At 71.4% G+C, this 19,031-nt stretch carries 17 protein-coding genes and 1 tRNA gene; 9 read left to right on the forward strand and 9 right to left on the reverse strand.

All coding sequences use genetic code 11. The features are described 5' to 3' along the window. Positions 1 to 690 carry a hypothetical protein gene (locus FYX01_RS00180; RefSeq protein WP_150236356.1) on the forward strand — a complete coding sequence of 230 codons (690 nt, stop codon included), beginning with the start codon at positions 1 to 3 and terminating at the stop codon, positions 688 to 690. Here FYX01_RS00180 and FYX01_RS00185 read toward each other — a convergent pair. The 5 genes from FYX01_RS00185 to FYX01_RS00205 all read right to left on the reverse strand — a co-directional run bounded on the left by FYX01_RS00185 (position 665) and on the right by FYX01_RS00205 (position 6,096). Further along, positions 665 to 1,945, reverse strand: coding sequence for a heparan-alpha-glucosaminide N-acetyltransferase domain-containing protein (locus FYX01_RS00185; RefSeq protein WP_150236357.1), 1,281 nt, complete (start codon positions 1,943 to 1,945; stop codon positions 665 to 667). The genes FYX01_RS00180 and FYX01_RS00185 overlap by 26 nt on opposite strands. Positions 1,946 to 2,111: 166 nt before the next feature. Then, the gene (locus FYX01_RS00190; RefSeq protein ID WP_150236358.1) at positions 2,112 to 4,109 is read right to left on the reverse strand and encodes an acetoacetate--CoA ligase; all 1,998 of its coding nucleotides are present in this window, start codon (positions 4,107 to 4,109) and stop codon (positions 2,112 to 2,114) included. 235 nt (positions 4,110 to 4,344) lie between these two features. After that, on the reverse strand, positions 4,345 to 5,019 hold the full coding sequence (locus FYX01_RS00195; protein WP_150236359.1) for an HAD family hydrolase: 675 nt from the start codon (positions 5,017 to 5,019) through the stop codon (positions 4,345 to 4,347). A gap of 69 nt (positions 5,020 to 5,088) precedes the next feature. Then, the gene (locus FYX01_RS00200; protein WP_150236360.1) at positions 5,089 to 5,742 is read right to left on the reverse strand and encodes a DUF4126 domain-containing protein; all 654 of its coding nucleotides are present in this window, start codon (positions 5,740 to 5,742) and stop codon (positions 5,089 to 5,091) included. 108 nt (positions 5,743 to 5,850) lie between these two features. Then, complete coding sequence (locus FYX01_RS00205) at positions 5,851 to 6,096, reverse strand: DUF2630 family protein (RefSeq protein WP_150236361.1); 246 nt, start codon at positions 6,094 to 6,096, stop codon at positions 5,851 to 5,853. A gap of 300 nt (positions 6,097 to 6,396) precedes the next feature. Here FYX01_RS00205 and FYX01_RS00210 point away from each other — a divergent pair, with 300 nt between their 5' ends. Continuing rightward, the gene (locus FYX01_RS00210; RefSeq protein ID WP_150236362.1) at positions 6,397 to 6,687 is read left to right on the forward strand and encodes a metal-sensitive transcriptional regulator; all 291 of its coding nucleotides are present in this window, start codon (positions 6,397 to 6,399) and stop codon (positions 6,685 to 6,687) included. 88 nt (positions 6,688 to 6,775) lie between these two features. Here the strand turns inward: FYX01_RS00210 and FYX01_RS00215 are convergent, their stop codons facing one another. Continuing rightward, positions 6,776 to 8,152 (reverse strand): NAD(P)/FAD-dependent oxidoreductase, encoded by a 1,377-nt coding sequence (locus FYX01_RS00215; RefSeq protein ID WP_150236363.1) that lies wholly within the window; start codon positions 8,150 to 8,152, stop codon positions 6,776 to 6,778. A 316-nt stretch (positions 8,153 to 8,468) separates the two neighbouring features. Here FYX01_RS00215 and FYX01_RS00220 point away from each other — a divergent pair, with 316 nt between their 5' ends. Further along, positions 8,469 to 8,726, forward strand: coding sequence for a hypothetical protein (locus FYX01_RS00220; RefSeq protein ID WP_150236364.1), 258 nt, complete (start codon positions 8,469 to 8,471; stop codon positions 8,724 to 8,726). A 200-nt stretch (positions 8,727 to 8,926) separates the two neighbouring features. On the opposite strand, the gene FYX01_RS00225 is transcribed toward FYX01_RS00220, so the two are convergent. After that, positions 8,927 to 9,511: an SACE_7040 family transcriptional regulator gene (locus tag FYX01_RS00225; protein ID WP_150236365.1), complete on the reverse strand. Its 585-nt coding sequence runs from the start codon at positions 9,509 to 9,511 to the stop codon at positions 8,927 to 8,929. A 124-nt stretch (positions 9,512 to 9,635) separates the two neighbouring features. Here FYX01_RS00225 and FYX01_RS00230 point away from each other — a divergent pair, with 124 nt between their 5' ends. The 5 genes from FYX01_RS00230 (at position 9,636) to FYX01_RS25940 (ending at position 15,910) form a co-directional block, all read left to right on the forward strand. After that, a complete protein-coding gene (locus tag FYX01_RS00230) occupies positions 9,636 to 11,246 on the forward strand; it encodes a carboxyl transferase domain-containing protein (protein WP_150236566.1) in 1,611 nt (536 codons plus the stop codon). A gap of 7 nt (positions 11,247 to 11,253) precedes the next feature. Continuing rightward, the gene (locus FYX01_RS00235) at positions 11,254 to 13,344 is read left to right on the forward strand and encodes an acetyl/propionyl/methylcrotonyl-CoA carboxylase subunit alpha (protein ID WP_150236366.1); all 2,091 of its coding nucleotides are present in this window, start codon (positions 11,254 to 11,256) and stop codon (positions 13,342 to 13,344) included. After that, positions 13,341 to 14,498, forward strand: a complete 1,158-nt coding sequence (locus tag FYX01_RS00240; RefSeq protein WP_150236367.1) for an acyl-CoA dehydrogenase family protein — start codon at positions 13,341 to 13,343, stop codon at positions 14,496 to 14,498. Before FYX01_RS00235 ends, FYX01_RS00240 begins: the two co-directional genes overlap by 4 nt. Before the next feature lie 508 nt (positions 14,499 to 15,006). Continuing rightward, positions 15,007 to 15,651, forward strand: coding sequence for a hypothetical protein (locus FYX01_RS00245; RefSeq protein ID WP_150236368.1), 645 nt, complete (start codon positions 15,007 to 15,009; stop codon positions 15,649 to 15,651). A gap of 100 nt (positions 15,652 to 15,751) precedes the next feature. Continuing rightward, on the forward strand, positions 15,752 to 15,910 hold the full coding sequence (locus FYX01_RS25940; protein WP_190394118.1) for a hypothetical protein: 159 nt from the start codon (positions 15,752 to 15,754) through the stop codon (positions 15,908 to 15,910). A gap of 96 nt (positions 15,911 to 16,006) precedes the next feature. Here the strand turns inward: FYX01_RS25940 and thrS are convergent, their stop codons facing one another. After that, positions 16,007 to 17,980: a threonine--tRNA ligase gene (thrS, locus tag FYX01_RS00250; RefSeq protein WP_150236369.1), complete on the reverse strand. Its 1,974-nt coding sequence runs from the start codon at positions 17,978 to 17,980 to the stop codon at positions 16,007 to 16,009. A gap of 547 nt (positions 17,981 to 18,527) precedes the next feature. On the opposite strand from thrS, the gene FYX01_RS00255 reads away from it, so the two are divergent. Then, on the forward strand, positions 18,528 to 18,833 hold the full coding sequence (locus FYX01_RS00255) for a PGPGW domain-containing protein (RefSeq protein ID WP_150236568.1): 306 nt from the start codon (positions 18,528 to 18,530) through the stop codon (positions 18,831 to 18,833). Between the two features lie 106 nt (positions 18,834 to 18,939). Here FYX01_RS00255 and FYX01_RS00260 read toward each other — a convergent pair. Then, positions 18,940 to 19,013, reverse strand: a tRNA-Val gene (locus FYX01_RS00260). Positions 19,014 to 19,031: the final 18 nt, after the last annotated feature.

The following is a 19,031-nucleotide window of genomic DNA, read 5'->3' on the forward strand; positions in this document are numbered from 1 at the left end:
ATGGCGGAGTTCCGGATCAGTAGCGACGACGACCAGGTCGACCTGCGCAGGATGGCGACGGCGTTGGCCGAGTCCCAGGGCTGGGCACGCGAGGAGGTCAGCGTCTGGGACAACCGCCGGGGCGAGGTGGTCGTGACGGTGGACGACTCGTTGCTGCGCAAGCCCGAGGCCGATCCGCTGCACCGTCCCCGGCACACCCCGCGCGACGTGCACAACGCCTGCGAGACGCTGCACCGCGAGGACGCCTCGCTGCACCGGGTGGACTTCCGGGTGCTGCGGGACGAGACCGCGCGGTTCTTCTCGGCCGGGTGGACCGTCGCCGACGTGCTGCACGCCCTGGGCCACCGTCCCGACGGCCTGCCCTGGCCCAGCGGCCCGGACCACCGGGGCACCGCATGGCTGCGCGCCCGCATGAAGGCGTGGCGGACCCCCAACGGCGACATCCGTCCCTCCAAGTCGCAGGAGGCCGCCCAACTGCGGGTGATCAGCCGGGCGGGCCTGCCCATGGACATCGGGCTGCCCGAGGACACGGAGATGTCGCAGCGCCCGGTGGCCAGCCCGTCGGTGGCACGGTCGGCGGCCGACGACGCGCGAAGGCTCATGCGGCAGAACTCCCGGACCACCACCGACTCCCTCGCCCACCGCGACCGCACCTCGGCCCACATCACCCGCCGGGACGGCCACCGCTAGGGCCGCCGGCCGCCCTGCGCTCCTCCATGAGTGAGACCGCGCCGTTGGCCGCCTCCCCGAGGACGATCTCGGCCGGCCCCCTGCCCACGACCAGCCGCCAGAGGGTGGCGAAGAGCAGGGATCCGAGGAAGAACCACTCCAACAGCCAGGGCTGGCGCCACTCGAATCCGGAGACGGAGATGACCACCGACAGGGCCAGGACGTGCCCGGTGTAGACGGTCAGCGGCATCCGGCCGACCGAGGTCAGCGGGTACATGAGGAGGCGGAGGCGGTCGCACAGGAACATGCACACCACCAGCACCACGAGTCCCTGGCCGACCGCCTCGGCCATCTCGAAGGTGGTGCCGGTGTGAGGCGTGCCGACCGCCAGCCACCACCAGGAGTCGGTGGGCACCTGCCCGGAGATCGACTCCATCTCGTCGGTCACCGCGTAGCGCACCTCCTCCACCACCGCCGGGTCGGTGACCGTGTCGGGGGGCAGCCCGGTCAGGGAGGGGCCGCTGGCCTCCACCAGCCGGTCCAGGCCGCCCAGGGGGTACAGCAGCAGCCAGGAACCCGCGTGGCCGAACACCAGCAGTACGGCGCCGACGGCCAGCAGGCGTAGCCGCACCGCGAGAGCGGTCAGGTCCAGGCGGCCCACCGCCATCCCGGCGAAGACGTAGACCATGAAGGTGATCGCCGGGTAGTAGCCGGTCAGGAAGAACTCGGTGAAGGACGTGACCGCCCCCGTGCGCGGGACGGACGGGAAGAAGCTGTCCCGCAGCAGGAACGAGACCGGCGGACCGACCACCGCCAGGGCTCCCGCCACGGTCCACAGCATGCCCGAACGCAGTCTGAGCAGCGGCAGCGCCAGAACGAAGAAGCCCGCGTAGTAGGTGAGGATGATGGCGACCGGGACCGCCATGAGGTCCAGCAGGAGGCCGAGCACGCCGATGAGCGCCGCGCGGGTGAGGATGCGCACGCCCGCTCTGCGCAGTGGTTCGCCGCCCACCGGGTCGGTGCGTCCGGTCATCATGGCCAGGGAGACCCCCGCCAGGAGGGCGAAGAGCGCCGAGGAGTTGCCCCGCACGATGCTGTGCAGGTCCCAGGCGTAGTTCTCGGGCGACAGGAAGCCCATCGAGTCCACGCCGAGGTGGACGACGAACATCCCGAGGACCGCGAGGGCGCGCGCCGCGTCGATGCCGTCGATCCGAAGCTTCGGGGAGGGCGCGCCCACCGGCGCGGCGGAGGTGTCGTCAGACCGGTTCTGTGCCACGTCCGTCAGGCTATGCCCCCGCGCGACACCGCAACAATGAACGGCTTCCCCCAGGTGGCCGGAGACGGCCACGAGCGGGCCGCGGGGGAACGGTTCCTCCGTCCCCTCGCGGCGCCCGGGCCGCTGGAGGCGGAGACCGTCCCCCGGCCCGGCGCTCCGGGTTCCCCTACTCCTCCTTCAGGGCGCTGAAGGAGTCGAGTGCCTCGGGGTTGGCCAGCGAGTCGCGGCTGGCGACCCTGTCGGGGTCCTCTCCCATGAGGATGCGCTTGACCGGCACCTCCAGGGCCTTGCCCGACAGGGTGCGGGGGACCGCGCTGATGGCGCGGACACGGTCGGGAACGTGGCGGGGGGAGCAGTCGGTGCGGATACGGCGGGCGATCTCCTTGGGGAGGTCGCCCTCGAGGTCGGCGCCCTCGCGCAGGACGGTGAACAGCTCGATCCTGGAGGAGCCGTCGGGCTGGGGCACGTCCACGACGAGGGCGTCGACGACCTCGTCGAGGGCGAGGACGGCACGGTAGATCTCACTGGTGCCCATGCGTACGCCGCCGCGGTTGATGGTGGAGTCGGAGCGGCCGTAGATGACGGCGGTGCCGCGGTCGGTGATCTCGATCCAGTCGCCGTGGCGCCAGATGCCCGGATAGACGGAGAAGTAGCTGTCGCGGAGGCGCTCGCCGCTGTCGTCCCCCCAGAGGAAGAGGGGCATGGACGGGGCCGGCTGGGTGACGACGAGTTCGCCGACCTCGTTGACGAGTTCCCTGCCGTCGGGGTCCCAGGAGGCGACGGCCATGCCGAGGGCACGGGACTGGATCTCGCCCTCGTGGACCGGCAGGGTGGGCGTGCCGCCGACCAGGCAGCTGCACACGTCGGTGCCGCCGGAGGTGGAGAACAGCCAGAGGTCCTCGCCGAACTCGTCGTAGACCCAGGCGAAGGCCTCGGGGCTGAGCGGGGATCCGGTGGAGCCGATGGCCTTGAGCCCGGACAGGTCGCGGCCCCGGCGGGGACTGACGCCCTCCTTCATGCAGGAGGAGAGGAACCCGGCGCTGGTGCCGAAGACGGTGGCCCCGGCGTCGGCGGCGAGGTCCCACAGGGCTCCCAGGTCGGGGGCCGCGGGGCTGCCGTCGTACAGGACGATGGAGGCCTTGGTCAGCAGGACGCTGACCAGGAAGTTCCACATCATCCAGCCGGTGGTGGTGAACCAGAAGACCCGGTCGTGCTCCTGGGCGTCCAGGTGCAGGTGCAGGTTCTTGAGCTGTTCGAGGAGGATGCCGCCGTGCCCCTGGACGATGGCCTTGGGCAGGCCGGTGGTGCCCGAGGAGTAGAGCACCCACAGGGGGTGGTCGAAGGGGACGGGGGTGAACTCCAGCGCGGCTCCGGCTCCGGACTCCTCCAGCCGGCCCCAGGGGAGGGCGCCGTCGGGGGCGTCGCCGCCCGGGTGGAGGTAGTCGAGGAGGACGGTGTGCTCGACGGTGGGCAGAGCCGTGCGCAGTTCCTCCACGACCGGGCGGCGGTCGAAGTCCTTGCCGCCGTAGCGGTAGCCGTCGACGGCGAGGAGGACCTTGGGCTCGATCTGCGCGAAGCGGTCGATGACGCTGCGCACGCCGAAGTCCGGTGAGCAGGAGGACCAGACGGCGCCGAGGGAGGCCACGGCGTAGAACGCGGCGGCGGTCTCGGGCAGGTTGGGCAGGTAGGCGACCACGCGGTCGCCGGGGCCCACGCCGAGTTCGCGCAGTCCGGCGGCGATGGCGGCGGTCCGGCGGCGCAGTTCGCCCCAGGTCCACTCCCCCAGGGGCCGCAGCTCGGTGGCGTGCCGGATGGCGACGCGGTCGTCGTCACGGCCCTCGAAGACGTGCTGGACGTAGTTGAGGGTGGCGCCGGGGAACCACTCGGCTCCGGGCATGGTCCGCTCGCCCAGGACCCGCTCGTAGGGGGTCTCGGAGCGGACGCCGTAGTACTCCCAGATCGACTCCCAGAAGCCGTCGACGTCGGTGACCGACCAGCGCCACAGGGAGTCGTAGTCGAAGGACGCGGGAGTGGCGTCCCCCTCTCCGAAGGACCGGACTCCCTTGTTCTCCGCGGCCCACCGGGCGAACGCGACGATGTTGGAGGAGGCGATCCTCTCCTCGTCGGGCTGCCAGAGCACACGGGGCACGCTGCTCTCCGTCATTGGCCCGCCTTCCCATTCGCGTGGCTGTGTGTTGCTGCGGGACCCATCTAACAACACCCCGCGAACGCGGCGACGCCCCGGCCTCGGGTTGGCGGGGGCCGGGGCGCGCACCGAGTGCGCAGGTCACCGGAGGGGAGCCGTGTCCGTGGGAAGTCCACACGGCGGCGGGCGGGAGGGCGTGGGAGCCCTCCATTGACATATGGGCCGGGGCCTCGGAAGGCCGGGTCCGGAGGGCTCAGGCCTCGCGCAGCGCGGCCACGGCGGCCACCGGGGAGTCGACCACGAGGGAGCCGGTCGCCTCCAACCGGTCGCGGGACATCAGGCCGGTGGCGACCAGGACGGAGCGGGCCCCGGCCTCGCGGGCGGCGCGGGCGTCGTCGTCGATGTCGCCGACCAGCACGACCCGGGACGGGTCGATGCCCTGCAGGTCGAGGTGGCGCACCAGGTGCTCCGCCTTGGAGTCGTGCTCGGTCTCGAACCGGCGGCCGTCCACCCGGGTGAAGTGGGGGTTCAGTCCGCGCTCGGTGATGAGAGGCACCAGGTGCTCGTGCGAGGCCATGGACAGCAGGGACTGGGTTCCCCCGTTCCGGGCCCACTCGTGCAGCACGTCGGGAACGCCCACGCTCAGCTCGCAGGAGGGCAGGTGCTCCTGGTACCTGCTGTCGTAGAGCTGCTCGACCCGCTCCCACTCGCCGTCCTCCAGGGCACGTCCGAGGAGCTCCTCGTAGCAGGGGACGAGGGGGCGCCGGAAGACGGAGCGCCAGTAGTCCATCTCCACGGGGTCGCGGCCGAACAGCTCGCACACGGCGTTCACCGCCGCGAGGTTGGCGTGGTTGTCGTCCAGGAGGGTGCCGTTCCAGTCCCAGACGATGTGGGTGGTGTCGTGTCGGTCAAAAGTCGTCTCAGCCATTGGCTGCACTTTACGGGCACTCGTCCGGGTACGGATATGCGTTCTACACCACCTCGGCCCGGGCCCACGTCACTCCGGACCCGCGCCGCCGACCCGGCGGTGCTCCCCGTCCTCGCGCCGTTCGCGGCGCAGGCGTCGCCCGCGCCGTGCCGCCCACACACCGGCCAGCACCATGAGCGGGAACACGACGAGGACGAGGACGGGCAGCAGGAGGGCCGCCAGCGAGGTGACGAGGCTGGCCGCGTCCTCCAGGAAGGAGACGGCCGGGGCGGCGCAGCCGGCGGTCATGGTGTTGACGACCGGCCGGGCCAGGGCCTTGACCAGGTGGAAGAGCAGGGCGATGACCACGCCCGCGACGACCGGCCCCCAGGAGGCCCCCTCCCCCGCGGCGGTACCGGACGCGGCGCCGGTGATCTCGGTGAGTTCGGTGAGTTCCACGGCGGAGGCGCCCGCACCGAAGGTGATTCCGCCGGAGGTGGGGCGCACGACGGTCTGGAGGACGTCGTTGGCGCTGTCGAACGCGGGCACCTTGTCGGCGACGAACTCCACGACCAGCAGCACGGTGAGGACCACGAGGGTGACGGGGTGCTCGATCCACTGCCAGGACTCGCCGAGCGGGACCAGGTCGGTGAAGCGGGCGATCAGCCCGACCGCCAGGAGGGGGATGTAGGCGTTGAGCCCCGCGGCGGAGGCCAGGCCCAGACCCGTGAGTGTGGCGAACATGCGCTTCCTTCTGTGCTCCGGAGGGGGCGGGACCGCGCGGTTCCCGCCCCGGCGCCCGTGTACCCGTGTTGACGCTCGTGGAGCACGTGAGGTTTCGCCTTTCGGTGCCTACTGCCGGTAGTTCTCGACCTCGGAGGCGGGCCGGACCTCGGCCTCGTCGGGATCCTGGTCGAACTCGCCGCGGGCCCGCCGCTGCCGGAGCAGGTCCCAGCACTGGTCGAGCGCCGTCTCGACCTCCCGCATACGGGTGCGCTCGCCCGGGCCCAGCCCCTCGGAGGTGGAGCGGAGCGTGTGCTCCTCGTCGATCAGCCCTCGGATGGTGGCCATGATGTCGTTCTCGACCCTGTCGTTCATACCGCCATGGTGGGCGCGACCCGGGAGCCGGGCAAGGACCCCGCACCCGCGATTCACGCGGTCGGGACCCGGCGTTGACGGCCGGCGGCGGGTGCCGGGACCCGGCCGCGGCCCCCGTCCCGGCGCTCCGGTACCGGCGTCCGCTCCCCGTTCGTCTGGGAAACTCCTGTTACGGCCACATCGGCAACGCGCACCCGCGAGGGGCGCGTACCGGCGGAATGCGTTCCCACACCCCGTCGTTGGATACCGCGAGGGGGTATGGTAATGGCATCTGGGCAGGAACGACACGGAAGCGGGAGCATGGCTGCGACCCACGGTTACAGTAACGACAAGCAGAACCACATCAACCGGCTGCGCCGTATCGAGGGGCAGATCCGTGGTCTGCAGCGGATGGTCGAGTCCGACCAGTACTGCATCGACATCCTGACCCAGACCGCGGCGGCGAACAAGGCGCTGCAGTCCTTCGCGCTGTCCATGCTCGACGAACACCTCAAGCACTGTGTGGCCAACGCCGTCGCCAACGGCGGCGAGGAGGCGGACGAGAAGGTGCGCGAGGCCTCCGACGCGATCGCCCGCCTGGTCCGGTCCTGACCCGCGGCCCGCGTGTCGACCAGCCGCTCCCCGCGACTGGTCGACCGGTGCGCGCCGGGGGTGTCCGCACCCGGGCCCGGTACGCCCCTCAGGCCTCGCCGTAGCGTTCGCGCAGGTTGTCCAGTAGGCGCGCGCCCTCCCTGCGCGTGGACTGCGCGTCCAGGTAGTCGACCGCCTCGTTGGCCACGAACGACGAGGGCCGTCCTCCGTCGGCGAATCCCAGGCGCGAGATGTCGCCGCCGGTGAAGGCCCGGATTCCCCAGTTGCCCAGGATGCGCGCCCGCGCGGTCGCGGAGGGCACCGACAGCATGTGGTAGCCGCGGGTGACGCCCAGCGCCGGTAGCCCGCTCAGCTCCGTCTGCATGACGCGTGCGAGCGCGTCGTTCCCGCTCAGGTCCACCACCAGGCCCATGTCCCTGTGCCGGAACTCCTTCATCGGGCGCCCCAGGACGGACGAGACCACGTTCTCGGCGACGGTGGACGCCTGACGCGTGGCGTACTGGGCGGTCGGCGGGCAGTAGTCGCTCTCCTCGTGCGAGAGGTTGGGCACCGCCGCGGCGTCGCCGATCGCGAACACGTCGTCGAGGCCGGGCACCCGCAGGTCGGAGCCCACCTCCAGGCGGCCCTTCTGGGTGGGCTTGTCCAGGGTCTCCATCAGCGGGCTGGGCGAGACGCCCGCCGTCCAGATGAGGGTGCGGCAGGGCAGGGCGCGACCGTCGGTGAGGACCACCTTGTCGGCGGTCACCTCGCGCACGGACACCTCCAACTTGACCTCGATGCCCATGGAGCGCAGCAGGTCGAGCGCCTTGCGGCCGAGGCGGTCACCGAGTTCGGGCAGTACCTTGGGCGCGATGTCGACCAGGTGCCAGCGGATCACCGAGCGCAGGTCCGGGTAGCGCTTGGCCGCCTCCTCGCACAGGCGCATGAGTGAGGCCGCGGTCTCCACGCCGGTGTAGCTGCCGCCGACGACGACGAAACGGCAGCGCTCCTCGCGTTCGGCCGGGTCGCGGCTGTCGTTGGCCAGTTCCAGCTGTGAGAGCACGTGGTCGCGCAGGAGCACCGCCTCGGCCAGGGTCTTGGCGCCGTAGGCGTGCTCGGACAGACCGGGGATGTCGAAGGCCCGGGTGACTCCGCCGGGAGCCATGACCAACCGGTCGTAGCGGACCGGGGCGAGTTCGCCGGTGGGCCGCCGTACGACGACCACGCGGTCCTGGGTGTCCACACCGATGGCGTGCCCGGGAATGAGCCTGGTCTGCTTGGTGAGCCGGTGCACGGACATGGCTACCGACTGCGGTGTGAGCAGTCCCGAGGCCACCTGGGGCAACAGCGGGCTGTAGAGCATGTAGTCGTGCGGCGCGACGAGGGCGATGTCAGCCGCACCCGCCGGAATACGGCGTTCGAGGTGGCGCAGGGTGTGCAGACCGCCAAAACCCGCGCCGACCACCACGATCCGAGGCCGAGACATATGTGCAGCGCTCCTTCTCCGTGTCGTGGGGCGGGACGCGCCCTGCGTGCGTCTGTAGCCGAGTGCGTCCGCAGCCGTTCGGACGCAGCACTACCCACTTCGCCGTGGCCAATGTATGGAGCGGACGGGCCGCCCGCCGGTTTCCGCGCACGGTGTTCCGAGGGCTTTGCCCGTTCTTGGCGGGCCCTGCGCGAGAACGGGTCCGCGACCGCCCCGAAACTCCCGTACCTGGGGGTTCGTGGACACTAGTGACCTTGTGTTACAGAATCATCACGGAAAGTACTGGAGTCTGACTCGGAAGGAGTCGTGAACACCTATGCGTATGTTCACCAGGATCGCCGCCGCGACCGTGCTGGCCGGAGGACTGACGGTGTCCGGGGCGGGAGCCGCCCTCGCCGACCCCCGGGAGGAGGGGATCCTCGGCCATGTCCTCAGCGACCTGTTGGGGCCGCACGTCCCTGACGCGGGGAGCCTCCAGGCCGACCCCTCCCCGGCGGACACCGGCGCTCCGGAGGCGAACACGCCCGGGGGGACCATGACACCCGCGCCGGGGACCGGCGACGCCCTGCCGTAGGGAAAACGCGGGCCGGTGTGCGGGCGGATCCCGGAAGGCGGACCGCGGACCGCGCACCGCTCCGGGCGCGGGACCGGCCAGCCTCGGCGCCGCTCCCCGCCCGGATTCCGCCCTCCGTCCCGGAGGCACCCCCCACGAGGTCCCCCCGGTTCCCGTGCGATCCCCCACGCACCACGTTCACGGCCTCCCCGCTCCCCCGTTCAGAGCGGCGGCGCGGCGGGCACGGTCAGGGCGGCCCTCCCCATGTCCAGCAGCAACTGCGCCATCCGCCGGCGCGACAGTTCTCCCCGGCTGTGCGGAGTGGAGTTGAGCAGCCCGAGCGCCGCGTGCACGGCGGCGCGCAGAACGGCGGGCGAGGCGCCCGGGCGCAGCTCGGCGAGCACACCCACCCACTGTTCGACGTAACCGCGCTGGAGGCGGCGCACCCGGCGCCGGTCGGTGTCGGTGAGGTTGCCCAGCTCACGGTCGTGCACGGTGATCAGGGCGGGCTCGTCCAGCGCGAAGGCGATGTGCCCGCGCAGCAGCGCGTCCAGGGCCTCCTCAGCGCCCACCGCCTGGGCCACCAGTTCCCGGCCCCGGCCCGCCAGACGATCGCTGACGTCCACCAGCACCTCGCCGAGCAGGGCCTGTTTGCCGGGGAAGTGCCGGTACAGGGCGGGGCCGGTGGTGCCGACGGCGCGCCCGAGGTCGTCGATGGACACACCCCGGTAACCGTGCTCGGCGAAGAGCCGCGCCGCCGCAGCCAGGATCGCCGTCCTGCGCCGACCCGCGGGTCTGACCGCCATCGACCCCTCCTCCTCGCACTGGTGACGCTCCGGGCCTGGACACCCATGTTAGTAGTTACTAACATCGCAGATGTTAGTGAGCATTAACACCCCTCCACGAGAGGACAACATGAGCAGGGCATCTGTGCTCGGCACCGCGGTGGACACCGCCGGGCCCGCCTTCGCCGCCAACGACGCGGCGAACCGCGCCCTCGCCCTGGAGCTGCGCGAGCGGATCGCGACCGCCGCTCTGGGCGGCCCGGAGAAGACCCGGGCACGGCACGTCGAACGCGGCAAACTCCTGCCGCGCGACCGTGTCGACCTCCTCCTGGACCCCGGCTCCCCCTTCCTGGAGATCTCGCCCCTGGCCGCCTACGGGCTCTACGGCCGGGACGGCCAGGACGCCCCCGGCGCCGGGATGATCGCGGGCGTGGGCCGCGTCATGGGCCGCCCGATGGTCGTGGTCGCCAACGACGCCACGGTCAAGGGCGGCAGCTACTACCCCATGACCGTCAAGAAGCACCTGCGCGCCCAGGAGGTGGCGCTGCACAACCGGCTGCCGTGCGTCTACCTCGCCGACTCCGGCGGCGCGTTCCTGCCCATGCAGGACGACGTGTTCCCCGACCGTGAGCACTTCGGCCGGATCTTCTACAACCAGGCCACCATGTCCAGGCTGGGCATCCCGCAGATCGCGGCGGTACTGGGCTCGTGCACGGCGGGCGGCGCCTACGTTCCGGCGATGAGCGACGAGGCGGTCATCGTCCGCGACCAGGGCACGATCTTCCTGGGCGGCCCTCCCCTGGTGAAGGCCGCCACCGGCGAGGTCGTCACCGCCGAGGAGCTGGGCGGCGGCGACCTGCACTCGCGGATCTCGGGGGTCACCGACCACCTGGCCGACGACGACGCCCACGCCCTGACCGTCGTCCGGCGCATCGCCGACACCCTGGGGCCGCCCGACCCTCCCGCCTGGGAGGTGCGCGAGCCCCGTCCCCCGGCGCTGGACCCCGAGGAGCTGTACGGGGTGGTGCCCGCCGACACCCGTACCCCCTACGACGTGCGCGAGGTCATCGGCCGTGTCGTGGACGGCAGCGAGTTCACCGAGTTCAAGGCCGAGTACGGCACCACGCTGGTCACCGGGTTCGCGCACGTCCACGGCCACCCGGTCGGGATCGTGGCCAACAACGGCATCCTGTTCGCCGAGTCCGCGCTCAAGGGAGCCCACTTCATCGAGCTGTGCGACCGGCGCGGCGTACCGCTGGTGTTCCTGCAGAACATCTCCGGATTCATGGTGGGGCGCGACTACGAGGCGGGCGGCATCGCCAAGCACGGCGCGAAGATGGTCACCGCGGTGGCGTGCGCCCGGGTCCCCAAGTTCACCGTGGTCATCGGCGGCTCCTTCGGCGCGGGCAACTACAGCATGTGCGGCCGGGCCTACTCCCCCCGCTTCCTGTGGATGTGGCCGGGCGCCCGCATCTCGGTGATGGGCGGCGAGCAGGCCGCCTCGGTGCTCTCCACCGTCCGCCGCGACCAGCTCGCCGCGCGCGGCGAGGAGTGGTCCGCCGAGGACGAGGAGGATTTCAAGGCCCCCATCCGCGACCAGTACGAGGAGCAGGGCAGCCCGTACTACTCCACCGCGCGCCTGTGGGACGACGGTGTGATCGACCCCGCCGACACCCGCGACGTGCTCGCCATGGCCCTGTCCGCCGCCCGCCACGTACCGCTGGAACCGGTGGGCTACGGCGTCTTCCGGATGTGAGGAACCCTTGACCACCACACCACGACCCCTGACCCCCGCGACGGTGCTCGTCGCCAACCGGGGCGAGATCGCGCTACGGATCATCCGCACCCTGAAGCACATGGGGATCGGCTCGGTGGCGGTGTACACCGACGCCGACGCGGACTCCCCGCACACCCTGGCCGCCGACCGCGCACTGCGGGTGGAGGGCTACCTGGACGCCGCCGCGATCGTGGCCGCCGCCCTGGACGGCGGCGCCACCATGGTGCACCCCGGCTACGGCTTCCTGTCCGAGAACGCCGACTTCGCACGGGCCTGCGCCGACGCCGGGCTGACCTTCGTCGGTCCGCCGCCCTCGGCCATCGAGGCGATGGGCGACAAGATCCGCGCCAAGGACACGGTGGCCGCCGCGGGCGTGCCCGTCCTGGGCGGGTTCACCGAGAAGCCCGGCCACCCCCTGGGCGACGACGCACTGCTCGACGCCGCCGCCGAGGTCGGCTACCCACTGCTCATCAAGCCCTCCGCCGGCGGCGGCGGCAAGGGCATGCGGGCCGTGCACTCCCCCGACGGGCTCGTCGCCGGCGCCGCGGCCGCCCGCCGGGAGGCCCTGGCCGCCTTCGGCGACTCCACCCTGCTGGTGGAGCGGCTGGTGCAGCGGCCCCGGCACATCGAGGTACAGGTCCTGGCCGACGGCCACGGCAACGTCGTCCACCTGGGCGAACGCGAGTGCAGCCTGCAGCGCCGCCACCAGAAGGTGGTGGAGGAGGCACCCTCCCCGCTGCTCACCGACGCCCAGCGCGCCACCATGGGCGAGGCCGCCGTGGCCGCCGCCCGCTCCTGCGGGTACGTGGGCGCGGGCACGGTGGAGTTCATCGCCGAGGCGGGCTCCGACGGTGAGCTGTCCTTCTCGTTCCTGGAGATGAACACCCGCCTCCAGGTGGAGCACCCGGTCACCGAGAAGGTCGTGACCGTGCGCGGCGAGCGCGGCGTCGACCTGGTCGAGCTCCAGGTGCTGGTGGCGACGGGCGAGCCGCTGCCCTTCGTCCAGGAGGACGTGTCCTGGCACGGGCACGCCGTGGAGTCGCGGATCTACGCCGAGGACGCCGACCGGGGCTTCCTGCCCACGGGCGGCCCGGTCCTGTCCCTCGTCGAGCCCTCCGGCCACGAGGTCCGGGTGGACTCGGGAATCGCCGTGGGCGTCGAGATCACCTCCGCGTTCGACCCGATGCTCGCCAAGGTGATCACCTGGGGCCCCGACCGCGCCAAGGCGCTGCGCCGGATGGACCACGCCCTGGCCGGGTACCTGCTGCTCGGCTGCGTCACCAACACCGCGTTCCTGCGCCGCCTGCTGCGCCACCCGCGCGTGGTGGCCGGCGACCTGAGCACCGACCTGATCGAGTCCGACCCGCCCGAACCCGCCCCCGAGACCGTTCCCGAGGACGTGTACGCGGCTGCGGCCCTGGACCACCAGCTGGATCTGGAGGGGCCCGCCACCGCGGACCGGTTCGCCGTCCCCGACGGGTGGCGGATGGGCGAACGGGCGTGGACGCCGTGGCGGCTGCGGGCGCCCCGGCACGACTCCGCCGTCGTCCGCGTACGGCGTGTGGGGCGGGACACCTACCGGGTGCGTGTGGGCGACGGAGCATCCGCCGCGGCCCGGGCCCGCCGCTCCCCCGACGGAGCCTGGCTGCGAGTCACCTACGCGGGTCGCACGAGCACCTACACCCTTGCCCACGACCCGGCCACCGCGCACCGGTGGCTGGGCACGGAGGGCACCGCGTGGACCCTGCACGAGGAGCCGGTGGCCGCCGCCCTGCGCGACGACGAGGCCGCCGCCGACGGCACGGTCCGCAGCCCCATGCCCGGAACGGTGCTCGACGTCCCGGTCCGGGTGGGACAGGCGGTACGGGCGGGGACCCCGCTCGCCGTCGTCGAGGCCATGAAGATGGAGCACTCCGTCACCTCACCCGTCGACGGGACCGTCGCGACCGTGGCGGTGCGTCCCGGCGCGTCCGTACCCATGGACGCCGTCCTGGTCACCGTCGAGCCCGTACGGGACGAACCCGCCGACACCCAGGGCGTGTCCGCCCCCGCCACCAGCGAGGAGAACCAACGATGAACCGTCACCAGCTCTCGACCGAGCACGCCGACCTACGTGCCGCCGTGGAGGAGTTCGCGCGCAGCGAGGTCGCCCCGGTCATCGGCGACTACTACGAGCGGGAGGCCTTCCCGTACGAGATCGTCGCCAAGATGGGCCGGATGGGCCTGTTCGGGCTGCCCTTCCCCGAGGAGCACGGGGGCATGGGCGGCGACTACTTCGCGCTGTGCCTGGCGCTGGAGGAGCTCGCCCGGGTGGACTCGTCGGTGGCCATCACCCTGGAGGCGGGGGTGTCCCTGGGCGCGATGCCCATCTACCGGTTCGGCACCGACGACCAGAGGAAGACCCACCTGCCGAAGCTGTGCTCGGGCGAGGCGCTGGGGGCGTTCGGGCTGACCGAGCCGGACGGCGGCTCCGACGCGGGAGCCACGAAGACCAACGCGCGCCTGGAGGGCGGCGAGTGGGTGATCAACGGGACGAAGTCCTTCATCACCAACTCGGGCACGGACATCACCGCCCTGGTGACGGTGACCGCCGTGACGGGGCGGCGGGAGGACGGGCGGCCGGAGATCTCCTCGATCCTGGTGCCCGCGGGCACGCCGGGCTTCTCGGTGGGCCAGAAGTACTCGAAGGTGGGCTGGAACGCCTCCGACACCAACGAGCTGGTGTTCGAGGACTGCCGGGTGCCCGAGGCCAACCTGGTCGGCGAGCGCGGACGCGGGTACGCGCAGTTCCTGCGGATCCTGGACGAGGGCCGCATCGCCATCGCGGCGCTGTCGGTCGGCCTGGCGCAGGGGTGCGTGGACGAGAGCGTGCGCTACTCCCACGAGCGGCACGCCTTCGGCAACTCCATCGGCACCTACCAGGCGATCCAGTTCAAGATCGCCGAGATGGAGTCGCGGGCGCACACCGCGCGGCTGGCCTACTACGACGCGGCCTCGCGGATGCTGGCGGGCGAGCCGTTCAAGAAGGAGGCGGCGATCGCCAAGCTGGTGGCCTCCAACGCCGCCATGGATAACGCGCGCGACGCCACACAGGTGTTCGGCGGCTACGGGTTCATGAACGACTACCCGGTGGGCCGGTTCTACCGGGACGCCAAGATCCTGGAGGTCGGTGAGGGCACCAGCGAGGTGCAGAAGATGCTCATCGCCCGTGAGCTGGGCCTGCCCGCCTAGTCCTAGTCCCGCCCGTGAGGACGAGCCCCGGAGGATGTCGCCCCGAAGGCACCTTTCACCTCACCACCACGGTGCCTATTGTCCGTCGGGGTGCCTTCTTCCGGGCGCCGCCACGGATTGTCCGTGGCCGGTTCCGGACATTATCCACCCTGGGTGCTCATGCCATTACCAGAGGTTCAGGAGAAAGCGACAAACCGCGCGAGACGGGGCGTGAAAAGGTACGCGGGTCCTGCGGAGCGCCGTGTTCACGCAGGTAGTGACCGTGCAGGTCGCTCTCGACGGTGATGCCGAGACCGAATCGGGTAGACAGGGGATGGAACACGAGGGCTCTGTGAACTCCGGTGAGTCACCGGGGAACAGCACCGAGGGGTGACAAGTCCCCGTAATCAACACAGAATGGACCCGTACCACCAGAACGGGTCCCTGAGTTCCCGGACCCGGCCACCTCGCGGTGGGCTCCTGGCGGGGCCCACGGTCGACCACATCCCCCGCCCGGAGGAGACACCGGATGGAAGGCGCCCTGCCTGTGATCGCGCTGGCCGCCGTCGTCATGTCGGCTGGCGCGGTCGTGGTCGCCGCGCACTTTCGCAAGGAGCGCACAGCCGAACTGCGGAGCTGGGCGCGCACGCACGGATGGACCTACACCGACCACCTCTCGCGTCCCCTGGGGGAGGCCGCCCTTCCCCGATCCACCGTCGGTCCGCACCCGCGCGCCGAACACGTACTCACCGGTCGCCGCGGCCAGTACCCGGTGGTCGCCTTCGAGCAGACGCACACGATGGGCAGGGGCACGGGCAGGGTCCGGCACGCCTACCGGATCGTGGCCGTGCGCACCCCCGGGCCCAACGCCGAGCTGCGGATCCTGCGCAGGCGGGACCGGGGCATCTCCGACGACACCTTCGACAGCGCCTTCCACGCCTCGGGTAACGACCCCGCGTTCACCGGGGCCGTACTCGACGGCGTGGTCACCAAGTGGCTGCTGGCCGACCCCCGGTCGCGGTCCCTGCCCGTGCACTTCAGCGGGGACTACGTCCTCACCTGGGCGGCCATGCGGCTGGACCCCGACCGTGCCCTGACCGTCGCCGACTACCTGATCGACCTCGTGGAGCGGATCCCCGACGAGGCCTGGAAACGGCGTGCCCCGGGCCGCTGAGCGGCGCCGCCACCGGTACGTACGCCGTCCAGGTGTGCTGCCCGCCCGCGAGGGGCGGATAAGATCCGCTTGCCCCGTAGCAACAAGGAGTAGCACCCCCATGAGCGACCCCAACGCGACGCACCGCATCTCGCGCGCGGACCTGTTCCGCGACGACGAGGAGGAGACCACCCCGGACCCCAACGCGACCGCCCGCATCTCCCGAGCGGACCTGTTCGGCGACGACGAGGACCCCCCGGCGCAGGGCGACGAGCGCTGAGGCCCCCCGAACGGCGAAGCGCCCATCCGTTCCCCTCGGATGGGCGCTCCTCCCGCGTCGTGCCCCGCACGGGGCGGTGCCGGGCGGCCGGACGCGTCAGCGGCGCTCGCGGACGGCGGCCACGATCTCGGCCACCGCCTCGTCCACCGGCACACCGTTGTTCTGCGAGCCGTCCCGGTAACGGAAGGACACCGCGTCCTTGCTGATGTCCTCGTCGCCGGCCAGCAGCATGAAGGGCACCTTCTGCTTCTGGGCGTTGCGGATCTTCTTCTGCATACGGTCGTCGCTGGCGTCCACCTCGACGCGGACGCCCTCGGCGCGCAGCTTGGCGGCGACCTCCTGCAGGTAGGGCACGTGCTCGTCGGCGATGGGGATGCCGACGGCCTGCACCGGGGCCAGCCAGGCCGGAAAAGCGCCCGCGTAGTGCTCCAGCAGGACGGCGAAGAACCGCTCGATGGAGCCGAACAGGGCGCGGTGGATCATCACCGGACGCTGGCGCGAGCCGTCGGCGGCGGTGTACCGCAGGTCGAACAGCTCGGGCAGGTTGAAGTCCAACTGGATGGTGGACATCTGCCAGGTACGGCCGATGGCGTCCTTGGCCTGCACCGAGATCTTGGGGCCGTAGAAGGCGGCCCCGCCCGGGTCCATGACCAGGTTCAGACCCTGCTTCTGCGCGGCGTCGCGCAGGGTCTCGGTGGCCTCCGCCCACACCTCGTCGCCGCCGACGTACTTCTCCGGGTCCTTGGTGGACAGCTCCAGGTAGAAGTCGTCCAGGCCGTAGTCGCGCAGCAGGTCGAGCACGAAGGTCAGCAGCGAGTCCAGCTCGTCGGCCATCTGCTCCTTGGTGCAGTAGATGTGCGCGTCGTCCTGGGTGAAGCCGCGGGCGCGGGTCAGGCCGTGCACCACGCCCGACTTCTCGTACCGGTACACGGTGCCGAACTCGAACATGCGCAGCGGCAGCTCACGGTAGGAGCGCCCGCGCGCGTCGAAGATCAGGTTGTGCATCGGGCAGTTCATCGGCTTGAGGTAGTAGTCCTGGCCGCCGTCGAGCTGCATGGGGGGGTACATCCCGTCCGCGTACCAGCTCAGGTGCTGGGACTTCTCGAACAGGGTGCTCTTGGTGGCGTGCGGGGTGTAGACGAACTCGTACCCGCTCTCCTCGTGCCTCTTGCGGGAGTAGTCCTCCATCACCCGGCGGATGGTGCCGCCCTTGGGGTGGAAGACCGCCAGGCCCGAGCCGATCTCGTCCGGGATGGAGAACAGGTCGAGCTCGGAGCCGAGCTTGCGGTGGTCGCGCTTCTCGGCCTCCTCCAGGAAGGTCAGGTACTCCTTGAGGGCTTCCTTGCTCTCCCACGCGGTGCCGTAGACGCGCTGCAGCTGCGGGTTGGTCTCCTTGCCCCGCCAGTAGGCGGCGGCGGTGCGCATGAGCTTGAAGGCCGGGACGACGCGGGTGGTGGGCAGGTGCGGCCCGCGGCACAGGTCCTTCCAGCACAGTTCGCCGGTGCGCGGGTGGACGTTGTCGTAGATGGTCAGCTCGCCGGCTCCGACCTCCACCCCCGCGCCCTCGGCGGCCTCGGCGGTGCCGCCCTTGAGGCCGATCAGCTCCAGCTTGTAGGGCTCGGTGGCCAGCTCGGCGCGGGCGTCCTCGTCGGAGACGACGCGGCGGTCGAAGCGCTGCCCCTGCTTGATGATCTGCTGCATCCTCTTCTCGATGCTCTTCAGATCGGCGGGGGTGAAGGGCTCGGCGACGTCGAAGTCGTAGTAGAAGCCGTTCTCGACGGGCGGGCCGATGCCCAGCCTGGCCTCGGGGAAGAGCTCCTGGACGGCCTGGGCGAGGACGTGCGCGGTGGAGTGGCGCAGGATCGCCCGGCCCTCCTCGGAGCCGATGGTGACCGGCTCGACGGTGTCACCGTCGTGCAGCTCCCGGGCGAGGTCGCGCGGTTCGCCGTTGACCAGCGCCGCGATGACGGTCCTGCCGTCGGCCTCCAGTGCCTGCCCCGCCGTGGTGGTGGCCGCCACCGCACGCGGGGTTCCGGCGAGGGTGATGTGCAGCTCAGGCGCGGCGGACACGGTGACTCCTAGGAAGACGTGGACGGCTGTCGAACGCGCGGCGACCGCCCAGTACGGGCGGTCGGGCGTCCGCCTCCGATGCTATCGGCTCCGGAACGGATCCGCCTCGGTCGTCCACAGGTCGCCCGGTGTCCCCGGCGCCCGCGGACTCCCTCTCCCCCGGCCACGGGGCCGGGAGATTCGGCTGTGGATTCGGTCCAGGGTTCGGGTACTCCGATCCGTGTTCGGGTGAAGGGGGACGGACGGGGCACAAGTGTGGGCAGAGGTTTGTTCTGGCAGGAGTCGCCCTTTCCAGAACTGTCCACAGCCTTACGGAAGACCATTGATCCCGACATCGGGATCGGTGAGAATCAGCAGACATCCGACCACCGCCGACCACCGTCCCCAGTCGACCCGAATGCACCCACTCGTTTCGACCGAATACTGTGAGCGCATGTCACCGAGCCCACCGAACGGCCCGCCGGCCCCGGAGACATCCCCCAGACGCCCTACCCGTATGCGCAGGTGGCGGCGGCTACGAGCGAGGCTGCGCCTGTTCCGCAGGCGCATGCACACCCACCCGGCCCTGCGCCTGCCCTGGCGCATCCTCGTGGGGACCGTCGGCACCATCGTGATCCTGGCCGGGCTCATCATGCTGGTCGTTCCCGGCCCCGGTCTGGCCGCCGTCGTCCTCGGCCTGGTCATCATCAGCACCGAGTTCCGCTGGGCCCGGCGGCTGGTGCGGCCCGCCCAGGTGTGGTTCCACCGCGCGGAGCGGTACGGGATTCGGCTCAGGAACGACCTCCTCCGACGTGTCCGGGAGCGCAGGTCGGCCCGGCGGCGCACCCTGCCCGACACACCCTCCGCCGAGTAGAGAACGGTCTCCCGGCGGAGCGGACGTGCGCCCCCCCGTGCCCGCGGGCGCACAAGGAGAGTGGGGCCGGGTTCCGTGTGACACGGAACCCGGCCCCTCTTCGATGTGGGCGATACTGGACTCGAACCAGTGACCTCGTCGGTGTGAACGACGCGCTCTAGCCAACTGAGCTAATCGCCCCCAAACGCTGTCCTGCCC

The organism is Nocardiopsis quinghaiensis, from assembly GCF_008638365.1.
GTDB classification, from domain to species: Bacteria; Actinomycetota; Actinomycetes; order Streptosporangiales; family Streptosporangiaceae; genus Nocardiopsis; species Nocardiopsis quinghaiensis.